Source organism: Microbacterium sp. 10L49 (assembly GCF_056395125.1).
The window spans coordinates 92,425-105,538 of record NZ_JBFTIW010000004.1; the positions used below are offsets into that span (position 1 = coordinate 92,425).

10 protein-coding genes are annotated in these 13,114 nt (G+C 71.2%); 5 read left to right on the forward strand and 5 right to left on the reverse strand.

Annotation, left to right across the window (positions count from 1 at the left end; translation table 11 throughout):
• Positions 1–17 precede the first annotated feature (17 nt).
• Together AC1DCT_RS13500 and AC1DCT_RS13505 are read right to left on the reverse strand one after the other, a co-directional pair.
• A complete protein-coding gene (locus AC1DCT_RS13500; protein WP_477429790.1) occupies positions 18–1,292 on the reverse strand; it encodes an ABC transporter substrate-binding protein in 1,275 nt (424 codons plus the stop codon).
• 66 nt (positions 1,293–1,358) lie between these two features.
• Positions 1,359–2,378: a hydroxyacid dehydrogenase gene (locus AC1DCT_RS13505; RefSeq protein WP_477429792.1), complete on the reverse strand. Its 1,020-nt coding sequence runs from the start codon at positions 2,376–2,378 to the stop codon at positions 1,359–1,361.
• Between the two features lie 143 nt (positions 2,379–2,521).
• Between AC1DCT_RS13505 and AC1DCT_RS13510 the strand changes: the two genes are divergently transcribed.
• The 3 genes from AC1DCT_RS13510 to AC1DCT_RS13520 are packed head-to-tail and all read left to right on the forward strand — an operon-like array spanning position 2,522 to position 7,694.
• Entirely contained in the window at positions 2,522–4,543 is a 2,022-nt protein-coding gene (locus tag AC1DCT_RS13510) for a heparinase II/III domain-containing protein (RefSeq protein WP_477429794.1), read from the forward strand.
• Positions 4,540–5,712, forward strand: coding sequence for a LacI family DNA-binding transcriptional regulator (locus AC1DCT_RS13515; protein ID WP_441975505.1), 1,173 nt, complete (start codon positions 4,540–4,542; stop codon positions 5,710–5,712). The genes AC1DCT_RS13510 and AC1DCT_RS13515 overlap by 4 nt, the downstream gene beginning before the upstream one ends.
• Complete coding sequence (locus AC1DCT_RS13520) at positions 5,709–7,694, forward strand: DUF2264 domain-containing protein (RefSeq protein ID WP_477429796.1); 1,986 nt, start codon at positions 5,709–5,711, stop codon at positions 7,692–7,694. Before AC1DCT_RS13515 ends, AC1DCT_RS13520 begins: the two co-directional genes overlap by 4 nt.
• 25 nt (positions 7,695–7,719) lie before the next feature.
• Here the strand turns inward: AC1DCT_RS13520 and AC1DCT_RS13525 are convergent, their stop codons facing one another.
• From AC1DCT_RS13525 to AC1DCT_RS13535, 3 genes are all read right to left on the reverse strand, one after another.
• Positions 7,720–8,550 carry a VOC family protein gene (locus AC1DCT_RS13525; protein ID WP_477430498.1) on the reverse strand — a complete coding sequence of 277 codons (831 nt, stop codon included), beginning with the start codon at positions 8,548–8,550 and terminating at the stop codon, positions 7,720–7,722.
• A 111-nt stretch (positions 8,551–8,661) separates the two neighbouring features.
• On the reverse strand, positions 8,662–9,945 hold the full coding sequence (locus tag AC1DCT_RS13530) for an alpha/beta fold hydrolase (protein WP_441975507.1): 1,284 nt from the start codon (positions 9,943–9,945) through the stop codon (positions 8,662–8,664).
• A 240-nt stretch (positions 9,946–10,185) separates the two neighbouring features.
• Positions 10,186–10,908, reverse strand: coding sequence for a FadR/GntR family transcriptional regulator (locus AC1DCT_RS13535; protein WP_441975508.1), 723 nt, complete (start codon positions 10,906–10,908; stop codon positions 10,186–10,188).
• A gap of 143 nt (positions 10,909–11,051) precedes the next feature.
• Here AC1DCT_RS13535 and AC1DCT_RS13540 point away from each other — a divergent pair, with 143 nt between their 5' ends.
• Together AC1DCT_RS13540 and AC1DCT_RS13545 are read left to right on the forward strand one after the other, a co-directional pair.
• The gene (locus AC1DCT_RS13540) at positions 11,052–12,509 is read left to right on the forward strand and encodes a GntP family permease (protein ID WP_441975700.1); all 1,458 of its coding nucleotides are present in this window, start codon (positions 11,052–11,054) and stop codon (positions 12,507–12,509) included.
• 15 nt (positions 12,510–12,524) lie between these two features.
• Positions 12,525–13,055, forward strand: coding sequence for a gluconokinase (locus AC1DCT_RS13545; protein WP_441975509.1), 531 nt, complete (start codon positions 12,525–12,527; stop codon positions 13,053–13,055).
• Positions 13,056–13,114 lie beyond the last annotated feature (59 nt).

Sequence of the window (13,114 nt, forward strand, 5' to 3'; positions counted from 1 at the left end):
TCCGGCGCGGACCGGAGCTACTGGTTCAGCACCTCGGAGGTGACGCGGCTCTCCATCTCGGCGATGCCGTCGTCCACCGACTTGCTGCCGGTCATGATGAGCTGGTGCTCCTGGTCGAGCACGCCCTGCAGCTGCGCAGCGAGGGTGCCGGTCGCGCCGTCGGGGCGGATCGTGTCGGGCGTGAAGGCCTTCTTCGAGGTCGCGTCCTGCGGCATGCCCTTCAGGCCGAAGTACTGCTTCGTGATCTCGTCGCTGTGGTACGCGGGCACGATGCCGATCGACGCGACGGCCTTCGCGCCGTCTGCTCCCGCCGCGAACGACAGGAACTTCTTCGCCGCATCCTGGTTCTTCGAGTTCTTGCTGATGCCGAAGCCGGTCGGGCCGCCCATCGTGGTCACCTTCGATCCGCTCTTGATCTGCGGGATCGGAGCGATGCCCCAGTCCACCGACGTGGTGCCGGCGGCCGCATCGGCGAGCAGCGGCGAGATGAGCCAGGTGCCCATCGGCACCATGGCGGCCTTGCCGGTCTCGAAGACCGTCTTGTATTGGGCCTGCTGGCTCTTCGCGGTGCCCCAGTCGAGGATCGTGCCGTCCTTCTGCATGCCGAGGGTGAGGTCGTACTGGTCCTTCATCCAGGCGTAGTCGGGCTTGTCGAAGCCCTTGTCCTGCTGTGCGGACGCGTAGCCCTGCACCATCGAGTTCCAGGTGTGGATGTAGGCGCCGTGCACCTTGTCCGCTCCATCACCCTTCGTGAGCTTCTTCGCGTCGGCGGCGAATTCGTCCCAGGTGAGACTGGAAGGATCGGCGACGCCGGCGTCCTTGAACATCTGCTTGTTGTAGAAGAGCACGCTGAAGTCCTGGCGATACGGGACCGCGTAGTAAGTGCCGCCGGCCTTGTACTCGTCGAGTGCCGGGATCTTGTCGGCGGGCAGCGCCTTGACCAGGTCGTTCACCCCGACGAACTGCTTCTTCTGCGCGTAGCCGCCGAAGTCGGTGAGGTTCTTGACCGTGATGATGTCGGTCGTGTCACCACCGGCGAGCATCGTCGTGACCTTGTCCTCGTAGTTCGCGGCCAGGATATCGACGGGCTCGATCGTGATGTCAGGGTTCGCCTCGTGGAACGCGTCGAAGAGCGCCTTGAACTCGGGCGTCTGCGCGTAGTTCCACACCGAGATGCGCAGCGTCGTCTTTCCGCCCGAGGGCGTGGAGGCCGGCGTTGACGTGCCGGCGCAGCCGGCGAGGGCGAGGGCCGCCGCGGCGACGGTGCCGACGGCGATGAGGGATCGCTTCATGCGAGGTTCTCCTTTGAATGTGGATGAAGGGTGGGTGCGGGTCGGGCGGAGGAGTGCGAGGGCGGGTCAGGCGCTGAGCTGCAGGGCGTCGACGGTGACCTCTTCGAGCAGGGGCAGGCCGGCGGTGAGGCGTTCGAGCTCGTCCAGCGCGGCGTCGGTCATGCGGTACAGCTCAGAGCCGAGCGAGCCGGCCAGATGCGGCGTGATCATGACGTTCGGCAGGCGGTACAGCGGCGAGTCCGCGGGGAGCGGCTCGGGGTCGGTCACGTCGAGCATCGCGTTCAGGCGACCGCTCGCGCACTCGCGCTCGAGCGCTGCGGTGTCGATCACACTGCCGCGCGCGGTGTTGATCACGGTCGTGTGATCCTGCAGAGCGTCCAGCTGCGCCGGGCCGATCATGTGCCGGGTGGACGGCAGCTCCGGTGCGTGCAGCGACAGCACGTCGACGCGGGGGAGCAGGTCTTCGAGGGTGGTGTGCACGCCACCCGCCGCAGCGATCTCGGCCGGATCCGCGTAGGGATCCGCGACGAGGACGGTGACGTCCGCGAGCTGCTGCAGGATGTCGACGACGCGGCGGCCCACGCGACTGAATCCGACGACGCCGATCGTGAGGCCGAGGTTGCCGAGCCGGCCGAACCGCTCCGCGCGCAGCCCGTTCTGGCGGCGGGTCTCGGGGTCGGCGGCGATGAACGGCGCCTTCTTGCCGGCGAAGACGACCGCCGCGAGGGTGAACTCCGCCACGGGCACCGCGTTGACCTCCGCGACGGACGCGGCACGGATGCCGCGCCGCCAGAACTCGTCGCTCACCTGCGCGCGGATGGACCCGGCGCAGTGCAGCATCGCGCGGAGGTTCGGCATCCGATCGAGCCGGGCCGCGTCGAGGCGCGGCGCACCCCAGCCGGTCAGGAGCACCTCGACATCGGCCAGCCGCTCGGCGAGGGCCGGGTCGTCGAGGTCGTCCGTGAAGACCGGTTCCGGCACGGTCGCGAGGCGGCGCAGGCGGGCGATTCGAGCAGCATCGAACTGCCGCTCGAATACCTCGCGCGACATGACGACGAGAGCGTTGGGGGTGGTCGTTGCGGTCATTCCCAGGGGGTTCCGTCCTTCGTCAGATCCCGACGAAGCAGGGCATTGCGTCGTCGCTGAACTCAGTAGATACTCGGACTCGTTCGAGACGAAACCAAACGTTCAGAGTCGAACAGATACAAGCACAAGCGAAGGTTGAAATCATGACGCGCAGCCCCGACATGGACGCCCTCTCCCGGGTCAGCGCGCACGCCGTGCCGCCGTACGGCACGGCCGTGCGGACCGCGGAATTCCGCGGTCCGCTGTATGCGGAGTGGGGTCCGGCGATGCGCGCAGAGGCGTTGCGCGGGAGTGTCGGTGAGCTCACTGCCGAGGCACTGCGCGAACGAGTCGGAATCCCCTCGATCGAGCGCCGCGACGTGTGGGAGGACGTGGATCCGATCACGATCGAACGCATCAGCGTCGCGGCCGCGGAGACCCACAGCCGCCCCTGGGCCGATGCGCTCGGCTCTCTGTTCGCGCGCTACGTGCGGGACGGCGATCGCGCGACGTACGAGCGTGCGGTGTCGGAGCGGCAGGAGCGACTCACCCGTGCGGTGATCGCCGCCGCGGTGACCGATGACCCGATGTGGATCGACGAGGCGGCCGACGGTGCCGTGGTGCTCTGCGAGCAGAGCACCTGGTCGCTTCCGGCGCACGACGACGCGCACGCCCGGCGCGGCTTCGTGCTGCCCGACGTCGCCGCGCCCTATCTGGACCTCGTCGCGGGTGAGATCGTGGCGCAGTTGGCGGTCGCGGACCGGGTGCTCGGCCCGTGCTGGGACGAGAGCTGGCCCGGGCTGCGTGAGCGCATCCGGCACGAGGCCGAGGCGCGCGTGTTCACCCCGTTCGAGACCCGCGACGACCTGTGGTGGTTGGGGTACTGGCGCGAGGTCAACAACTGGAACCCGTGGATCCTCGGCAACGTGCTGCTCGCCGCCGTGCTGCTGCTCGACGACCCCGAGCGCGTGGCGTGCATCCTCGCGCGGGCTCTGGACAGCCTCGACCGCTACGTCGCCGAGCTGCCCGCTGACGGGGCCATCGACGAGGGCGTCGCGTACTGGTGGAACGGCGCGGGGCGCATGCTCGAGATGCTCGACACCGTGGCCGCGATCACCGACGGCGGGCTCGACGCCACCCGGATCCCCGTCGTCGGCGAGACGCTGCGGTTCCCGACGCGCATGCACCTCGGCGGGGACTGGTACGTGAACGTGGCCGACGGCTGGGCGCGCTCCCGCGGGCACGAGCCGTGGCAGCTCCCGTTCCGCTGGGGGACTCTCACCGGCGACGCGAGGGTGACCGCGTGGGCGCGGGCCGCACGCCGGCCGGGGCAGCCGGTGGCGGAGGTCGCAGGCGGGCTGCCGCGACTGGTCCGCGCGCTCGTCGACACCGCGTGGCGGGACGCCGTGCCCGCTGCCGCACCGCTTCCGGCCGCGGTCTGGCTCGGGTCCGTGCAGGTGCTGGTGCGCCGTGCCGAGGCCGGTTCGGCCGCCGGGCTCGCGCTTGCCGCGAAGGGCGGCACGAATGACGAGAACCACAACCACAAGGACCTCGGATCCTTCCTCGTCGCCGCGGGCGGCCGGCAACTGCTCGTCGACGTCGGCAAACCCACCTACACCGCGCAGACCTTCAGCGCCGAGCGGTACCGGGTCCGCGCGATGCAGAGCGGCTGGCACAGCGCGCCCGCCCCCTACGGCCTGGAGCAGGGTGAGGGGCCGGCGTTCACAGCGCAGGTGATCACCGCGCCGCAGGGTGAACCGGGCCCGATCCCGCCCGTGGGCGAGGCCACCGTGCTCGAACTGGAGCTCGCGGGCGCCTACCCGCTCGCAGCGGGCGACTCCTGGCGGCGGACGTTCCGCTTCGACGCATCAGGATCCGCCGGCGGGACGGAGCGCATCGAGGTCGCCGACCGGTGGCGGCTGAGCGAGGACGGCGCGCACCGGATCCACGTCATCGCGGCGGGAGTGGTCACGCCGTCCGGCGACGCCGTCGAGGTCGCCGCCGACGGACACCGGATCCGCATCGCCGCGGACGACGGGAACGCACCGGTCGCGCCCTCGCTCGAGGTATGGGAGCTGGACGATCCCGAGCTCATCGCCGTGTGGGGTCCGTGGCTGACCCGCCTCGTCTACGACGTCGGCGGACGGGCCGGCTCGTTCACGACCGTGATCGAGGAGCTGTCGTGAGCGGGCGGGATCCGCTGTTCGCGCTGCAGCGCCGGGAGCGGATCATGGACGAGATCCGCGAGCACGGCTCCGTCAGCGTCTCCACGATCGCGGCGCACCTGGGTGTGAGCGAGCTCACGATCCGGCGCGACATCAACACCCTCGCCCAGCAGGGCCTCGTCACGCGCGTGCACGGCGGAGCGACCCTGCGCAGCAGCCTCGAACCCGGGCTCAGCCCCGTGCTCGCCGGACACGACCCGGCCGTCACCCGCTACACGATCGGCATGGTCGTGCCCTCTCTCGACTACTACTGGCCGCCCATCGTGCACGGCGCGAGGGCCCAGGCCGCACAGCTGCGTGCCCGGCTGCTCCTGCGCGCATCGACGTACGAGCTGCGCGACAACCGCCGCCAGGTCGAGGCGCTGCTGAACACCCCGGGCCTGCACGGGCTCATCGTCGCCCCCGATACGTTCGGGGAGCAGGCGATCGAGATGCTGGAGTGGCTCGACGCGCTGCCGGTGCCCGTCGTGCTCGCGGAGCGCCGAGTGCGCTCCGCGGCCGCGGCGCCGCATCTGGACTCGGTCGTGTCGGACCACACCGCGGGCGCCGCGCTCGCCGTGCGGCACCTGCACGAGCAGGGCCACGAGCGGATCGGGCTGATCACCGAGACCGAACGCCCCACCGGCCGCTACGTGCGGCGCGGGTGGGAGAGCACCCTGCGTTCGCTGGGGCTGCCGACCGATGCCGCCTGCATCAACGGCGTGCGGTTCGACACCGCGGGCCGTGAGCGCGCGATGGACGACGCACTGCAGGTCATCACGGACACCGGCACCACGGCCGTCATCGTGCTTCCGGATCCGCAGGCCCTCGCCCTCGAGCAGCATGCGCTGGACCGGGGGATCCGGGTGCCGCACGACCTGGCGATCGTGGCCTACGACGACGATGTGGCCCGCTTCGGCGACCCCGCGATCACTGCCGTGCGTCCGCCCAAGCAGCACGTCGGTCGCGAGGCCGTGAACCTGCTCATCGCCCGGCTCGAGGCCGGGAGCGGCCGTCCCGCTTTCCGGGTGAAGCTCAGCCCTGAACTGCATGTGCGCGAGTCCTCGCTGCGGCCGAGCATCGCGGCGCCGGCAGATCCCGTCCCGCTCGCACCCGCACCGACCGCCGCCCGCACGAAGGAGACCTTGTGACCGCGTTCGACCCCGCCCGCCTGATCCTGCCGCCCGAGGACCGCGCGCTGTCGCCGCGCACCGGCTGGACGCGCGATCACTGGGCGGCCATCGCCGACCATCTGCTGCTGTCGCTGCGGCCGTACTTCACGCCCACACGCAGCCAGGTGCGCCTGCCAGGGCAGACCAGCAGCAGCGGCGCGGACAGCGACGGCCTGGAGGGCTTCGCGCGCTCGTTCATGCTCTTCGCCTTCCGCCTCACCGGGGAGCGCGGGGAGGATCCGCACGGCTTCCTGGACTGGTACCGCGACGGGCTGGTCGCCGGCACCGACCCGTCGAATCCGGAGCGCTGGATCCTGCCCGCCGAGCAGGCGCAGGCCGAGGTCGAGGCGGCCTCGATCGCGCTCGGACTGCAGCTCACCCGGCAGTGGCTGTGGGACACGCTCGACGCCACCGCACAGCAGCGCATCATCGACTGGCTGGCCCTCAACCCGGTGGGCTGGTACCCGGACAACAACTGGCTGTGGTTCCGGATCACGGTCGAGACGTTCCTCGCCTCGGTCGGCGGACCGCACGAGCCCGCGCGCATCGCGGCCGACCTCGCCCGCATCGAGGACTACTACCAGGCCGACGGGTGGTGGGCCGATGGCACGTGGCGCGCCTACGACTACTACTGCGGCTGGGCGATGCATCTGTATCCGCTGCTCTGGGCGGGATCCGAAGGGTCTGACAGGTTCGGATCCGGCGCGCTCGCGCCCGTCTTCAAGGCCCGGCTCACCGAATTCCTCGACGACTACGCGGCGCTCATCGGGGCGGACGGGATGCCGGTGCTGCAGGGACGCAGCCTCATCTACCGGTTCGCGACCGCCGCGCCGCTGTGGATGGGCGCGTTCTCCGGCGCCACCCGGCTGCCGCTCGGGATGCTGCGCCGGGCGGCCTCGGGTGAGCTGCGCACCTTCGTGGAGCGCGGGGCGGTCGATGAGCGCGGCCTGCTCACGATGGGGCTGTTCGGCGAATGGCCCGCGATGGCGCAGACGTACTCCGGCGCGGGGTCGCCGTATTGGGCGTCGAAGGGCTTCCTCGGACTGGCCCTGCCCGCGGACCACGAGGTCTGGACGGCCGTGGAGGAGCCGCTGCCGATCGAGCAGGGCGACGTGCGCCGCGTGATCCGGCCGGCCGGCTGGCTGGTCAGCGGCACCGCGGCCGACGGTATCGTGCGCCTGATCAACCATGGCGCGGACCATGCCTTCGAGGGGGACCGCACCGGCGACTCGGCGCTGTACGCCCGGTTCGGCTACTCCAGCGCGACGCTGCCGCCGCTCACCGGCGCGACCATCGACGACCCCGCCGACAACATGGTGGGCGCCCTCGATGCCGCAGGGCGCTCCACGCATCGCACCGGGTTCGCCCGCGGTGCGATCGGCGACGACGGCATCGCGGCGTTCGCGACGTCCGTGGCTGACACGCACTGGGTGGACTCGAGCGCCGACGGCGCCGGGTACGACCACGGATCCGGGCGCGCGGGGGTCGTCACCGACGGACCGCTGCTCGCGACGGCGAGCGCGGTCCGCGGCTCGTGGGAGGTGCGCGCGACCCGGCGGCTGCCGCGCGAGGGCGTCGCTGCGGCGCCGCTCCCGGTGCGCGTGAGCGGCTGGCCGCTGACCGGTTCGACCGAGGCGGTCGTGGAGCGGGACGACGCCGCGATCGCGCTCGACCTGGACGGGCTGCGCTCCGAGCTGTGGCCGCTCGCGGGGATCGGCGGCGGTGCGGTCGCCGCGTCGGTGCGCACGGAGACCGGCGTCTCACCGATCGGCGAAGTCGTGTCGATCCCGCGGCTCGACTTCGGGGTGGTGGGCGAGGGTGACGTCGTGATCGTGGCGGTCCGCCTGGGTCGCGGATCAGAGCAGGCGCCCTCGGCGCGTGCGGTCGCGACCGACGGCGGCGACGCGATCCTCGAGGTGAGCTGGCCCGACGGCGCGGTGAGCGCAGTGCGGATCGGCTGAGAGCCCGCGGCGGTCGACGGTCCGGTCAGCCCGCGGTCGTGAGGCGGATCGCGTTCGCCCAGGGATCCTCGAAGGCGAGCGTGCGCCCGTCGTCGCGCGCGGCGACACCGAAGTGCGTCATTCGCTCGGCGACGGATCCGAGGTCGTCCGCGGTGGGCAGCACGATGTCCACGCGTGCGAGGCCCAAGGCCCGGGAGCGCCGGCCGGCACCCGCGCTGTTCCACGTGTTCATCGCCATGTGGTGGTGGTAGCCGCCGGCGCTCACGAACAGTGCGGATCCGCCGAGCTCCGCCGTCGTCTCGAACCCGAGCCGCTGCACATAGAACTCGCGTGCGGAGGTCACGTCGCCGACCGAGAGGTGCACGTGGCCCACGGTCGCGCCGCCGATCACCGGATCCTCGGCGGCGGACTCGGTGAGGTGCTCACTCAGGAAGGCGTTCGGATCCAGGTACAGGGTGTCCATCTCGATCCGGCCGTGCGCCCAGCTCCATTGCGTGCGATCGCGATCCCAGTACAGCTCGACGCCGTTGCCCTCGGGATCCGTGAAGTAGAAGGCCTGGCTCACCAGATGATCGGCGCTGCCGGTGAAGGTCCCGGGGGCGCGCTGCGCGACCGAGTACAGCGCAGCGGCCAGTGCCGCCTGCGTCTCGAACAGGATCGCGGTATGGAACAGTCCGGCGGCGCGCGGTGCCGCGTGCCTCAGTTCGGGGCTGTGCTGCAGGATCACCACCGGCGTGGTTCCGCGACCCAGCACCACTCGGTCGCCTTCGGCCGACAGCACCCGCAGCGTGACCGCGTCGCGGTAGTACGCGGTCATGGCGTCGAGGTCGGCGACGAGCAGGGTCACGGCGCCCATCGCGGTGTCGGCGGCGAGGAGATCGGAGCGGGAGGAGGTCACTGTCTATGCAACCGAATGGACCGGGGATCCATTCCGGTATGGACCGATCACCGGGCGCGCACCGCGCGGTCACGACCGGAGCGCGGCCTCCCAGCGCGTGCCCGTGGCGAGCAGCCGGGGCAGGCCGGCCACGAACCCGCGGCGGGGGAGCGCGCTCATCATCGCGCTCTCGGCGGGCAGGCGCCGCTGCTCGCCACGGCTCAGCCGCTGCAGCGCGTGCAGCAGGGCGAGCGGGTGCGATTCGAGGGCGCTGTGCCCGTTCTCGATCTCGACGAGCACCGTGTCCGGCGCGGCCTCGGCCACGCGCTGCGCCACGGCGGCCGGGGTGCGCAGGTCACGGGATCCAGTCAGCAGCACGGTCGGCCAGTCGAAGTCCGCCGCCGCGGCGGTCAGGTCGAAGGGCTCGCCGGTGAACCGGGGGAACTGGTCGGCGATCGACGCGTAGGTGAGGGAGGGGTCGAGGACGGATCCGTCCGGATCCGGACCGAATCCCAGCTCGCGGAACGCGATCGCGCCGACGAGATCGAACTCGTAGAACCCGGGCACGTGCGCCTCGGACTCGCCCTTGTCGACGTACGCCTCGAGCGCAGACCACACCGAGCCGCGTCCGGAGGAGCCTCGACCGGGCCGACCACCGCTGTCGCCGGCGCGCCGTGCGCCGCGCACGCGCTGACGCAGCAGCGGCTCGAGCAGCCCCTCGCCGCCCAGCTCGTAGGCCGCGCGCAGCACGCCGAGGAGGATCCGCGGATCCGATCCGTCGTCCAGCAGCTCGCGCACCGACGCGGCGATCCGGGCGTCCCCGTCGACGAACAGCTCGCGGATCATCGCCCGCTCGGCATCGCGATCCGCGACCGACTGCAGGGCGGAGTCCAGCAGCATCCCGGCCACGTGCTCCGGGTGACGGGCGCCGAACCCGGCCGCGACGTAGCTGCCGTAGGAGGATCCCGAGATGTAGGCGCGGCGCACGCCCTCCGCATCCAGCACGGCGGCGAGGTCGTCGATCACGTCGACCATGCGCATCGCCGACAGCGGCAGGCTGTGCCCGTCGAGGTCGGCGCGGGACAGCCCCACGCCACGGTGCTCCATCATGATGACGTCGAGCCCGAGAGCCGCGGCCCGCCGCCGGAAGCGTCGATAGGGGAGCACGGATCCGAGCCCGGGTCCGCCCGGGATCACGACGATCGGCAGGGACGAACGCGGTCCGGTGCGCACATACGCCAGGTCGAATGCGGGCGCGGTCGGCGTCGCGGGGCGGCGCACGCGGTGCACTTCTCGCATCGAGGCGGCGAGCAGGCGCGGCAGCGCGCTGGGAGCCCGCGTCCTGCGCCCCGCCTCGTTCTTCACCGTCGCCATGCCTCGATTATGCGCGGGTGTGTGTAGGCGGGCGCTGGCCGGAACCTATCCGTGGGCTAAGGCAACCCTCGGGGCGGACACGGGCCGACGCGAGGATCCGTCCCCGAGGAGGACGTTCCCGACGCGCTCAGTGGTCGCAGATTGCGGTTCCCCGAGTGCAATAACCGCAATACGCGACCACCGAGCGGGACGCGACCGAGGCGACCGGGCGCTTCGACAGGCTCAGCGACCGGGCGTGACTCAGGCTCCGGGCTTCCCCATCGCCTCCACGGCGTCGTCGGCCTCGGTCACGATCGCGGCCATCGCCGTCGCTGCAGCCTCGGGGTCGCGTGAGGTGATCGCGGCCGCGACGTCCTGATGCAGCCGCAGGGCGGTCTCGTCCGCGCGGTGCGGCATCAGCGCGTGCGCGGTGCGTCCGTGCAGCAGCTCGGCGACGACGTCGGCGAGACCGGCGAGGTAGGGGTTGCCCGAGCCGCGCAGCACAGCCGCATGGAAGTCGATGTCGTGTTGCAGGTAGACGGGCTCGTCGGCCCTGTCGCCGTGCTCGACCATCCCGAGCACCGCCTTCACGAGCGCGGCACGGTGCTCCGGACCGGCCTGGGCGGCGGCGAGTCGGGCGGCGAGCGGCTCGATCGCGGAGCGCAGCTGGCTGAGCTCGTGCAGGGCGCGGAGCCGGCCGGATCCGTCCAGCCGCCAGCGGATCACCTCGGGGGCGTACGGGCTCCACCGATCGGCGGGCAGCACCTCTACCCCGGCGCGGCGGCGCACCTCGACCATGCCCATGGTCTCGAGCACGCGCACCACCTCGCGCATCGCGGACCGGGACGCGCCGAACTCGGCGGCGACCTCTGCGGTCAGCAGCCGGGCGCCGGGCGCCAGGTGTCCCTCCACGATGCGCGCACCGATCGTGTCGAGCAGCCGGCGGTGCTGCGCGGAGGCCGCCTCGCGGGTCCCTTCTGCCATGAAGCCCATTATGGCGATAGCCCGGCAAGATGACGTGCGAATGAACTGTAGAAGGGCTTATTGAGGACCTCTGCTTGATTAAGTCCTACTTATCATTTACGCTGAAGCGAAATCTCTCCGCCAGACCAAGGAAGCTCATGGCCATGTCATCGAACCTGCTCGCCGCCGTCCCCGGGACTCTCCTCTCGGCCGCCGATCCCGTTCCCCCCACCACGACCGCCCCGGAGTGGGTGCTGATCCTCGCTGCGCTCATCGGCATCGCGACGATCGTGGTGCTCATCACCTGGGTCAAGCTGCATCCGTTCCTCTCCCTCGTGATCGGCGCACTCGTCACCGGTCTCGTCGCGGGCATGTCCGCCACGCAAACGGTGCTGAGCTTCACCAACGGCTTCGGATCCACCGCCGGAGGCGTCGGCGTGCTGATCGCCCTCGGTGCGATCTACGGCAAGCTGCTGGCCGACTCGGGTGGCGCGGATCGGATCGTGGACACCCTGATCTCGAAGGCGAGCGCCGCGGCGCTGCCCTGGGTCATGGGTCTGGTGGGTGCGCTGATCGGCCTGCCGATGTTCTTCGAGGTCGGCCTCGTGCTGCTCGTGCCGGTCATCATCCTGGTCGCCCGCCGCTCCGGCGTCTCGCTCATGAAGATCGCGATCCCGACGCTCGCGGGCCTGTCCGCCATGCACGGTCTGGTGCCGCCGCACCCCGGGCCGCTCGCCGCGATCGGCCTGATCGGCGCGAACCTCGGCGTCACCCTCGCGTTCGGCGTGCTCATCGCGATCCCGACCGTGATCATCGCCGGCCCGCTGTTCGGCCGCCTCGCCGCCCGCTGGGTGGATGTGCCCGTGCCGGCGCTGTTCGAGACGGCGGAGGACACCGCGCAGCCCGGTGACACCGCGGCGGTCCAGGCCCGCAGGCGGCCCAGCTTCGGTGCGACGCTGTTCAGCATCCTGCTGCCGGTGATCCTGATGCTGCTCGCCGCGATCGTCGACATCGTCGCTCCGACCGACACCTCGGCCGTGAAGGGCATCATCGACTTCCTCGGCAAACCCATCATCGCGCTGCTCATCGCCGTGCTCGTCGGCATGGTCGTGCTGGGTCGCGGCGGCGGCATGAGCTCCAAGGAGGTCGGCGCCTCGGTGTCGTCCTCGCTGCCGGCGATCGCGGGAATCCTGCTCATCGTGGGTGCGGGCGGCGGCTTCAAGCAGGTGCTCGTCGACTCCACGATCGGCACGGTGATCGCACACGCGATCTCGGACGTCGGCGGCGCGCTGCCGGTGGTGCTGTTCTTCGCCTGGCTGGTCGCGGTGCTGATCCGCGTCGCCACCGGATCCGCCACCGTCGCGACGATCACCGCCGCCGGGATCATGCAGCCGCTGGTGCACGACCTGCACATGTCGGCGGGCGGATCCGCTCTTCTGGTCCTGGCGATCGGAGCCGGTTCGCTGTTCCTCTCGCACGTCAACGATGCAGGCTTCTGGCTGATCAAGGAATACTTCGGCCTGAGCATCCCGCAGACGCTGAAGTCGTGGTCGATCATGGAGTGCCTGATCTCGGTCACGGGCCTCGTCGGCGTCCTGATCATCGGCGCCTTCGTAGGCTGACCGGAGGAGTCGCTGATGTCGCAGAACACACCGCCGACGATCCTCGTGGTCATGGGGGTCTCCGGATCCGGCAAGAGCACGCTGGCCGGAGTGCTGGCCGGGCGCCTGGGCTGGGCGCTGCAGGAGGGGGATGACCTGCATCCCGCGGCGAACGTCGCGAAGATGGAGGCCGGCATCCCGCTCACCGACGAGGACCGCCGCCCATGGCTCGAACTGATCCGTGACTGGATCGTGGCGAAGCAGGAGGCGGGGCAGCCCGGCGTGGTGACCTGTTCGGCGCTGCGACGCAGCTATCGCGAGATCCTGGCCCGGCCCGGAGTGGAGTTCGTGCACCTGAAGGGCACCAAGCACGACCTCGCGGAGCGCCTCGGGCGCCGGCTCGGGCACTTCATGCCGGCGTCGCTGCTGGATTCGCAGCTGGACACCCTGGAGCCGCTCGCGTCCGGTGAAGCCGGCTTCGTCGTGGACGCGGCGCTGCCGGTGCAGGACGCGGCGCAGCAGGTGCTCGACTGGCTCGACGAGCACGGGACGCCGACCCGGCCCTGACCCGGTCGGCACGCGTGTCGGGCCGGGTCGGTGTTGATGGACCCGGTCCGACAAAGCGC

What these genes read in the sequence shown, in the direction of transcription:
- AC1DCT_RS13530 (WP_441975507.1), bottom strand. Translation starts at nt 9,945, where the DNA reads ATGGCGACGGTGAAGAACGAGGCGGGGCGCAGGACGCGGGCTCCCAGC.
- AC1DCT_RS13505 (WP_477429792.1), bottom strand. Translation starts at nt 2,378, where the DNA reads ATGACCGCAACGACCACCCCCAACGCTCTCGTCGTCATGTCGCGCGAG.
- AC1DCT_RS13545 (WP_441975509.1), top strand. Translation starts at nt 12,525, where the DNA reads ATGTCGCAGAACACACCGCCGACGATCCTCGTGGTCATGGGGGTCTCC.
- AC1DCT_RS13500 (WP_477429790.1), bottom strand. Translation starts at nt 1,292, where the DNA reads ATGAAGCGATCCCTCATCGCCGTCGGCACCGTCGCCGCGGCGGCCCTC.
- AC1DCT_RS13525 (WP_477430498.1), bottom strand. Translation starts at nt 8,550, where the DNA reads ATGGGCGCCGTGACCCTGCTCGTCGCCGACCTCGACGCCATGACCGCG.
- AC1DCT_RS13535 (WP_441975508.1), bottom strand. Translation starts at nt 10,908, where the DNA reads ATGGCAGAAGGGACCCGCGAGGCGGCCTCCGCGCAGCACCGCCGGCTG.
- AC1DCT_RS13510 (WP_477429794.1), top strand. Translation starts at nt 2,522, where the DNA reads ATGACGCGCAGCCCCGACATGGACGCCCTCTCCCGGGTCAGCGCGCAC.
- AC1DCT_RS13540 (WP_441975700.1), top strand. Translation starts at nt 11,052, where the DNA reads ATGTCATCGAACCTGCTCGCCGCCGTCCCCGGGACTCTCCTCTCGGCC.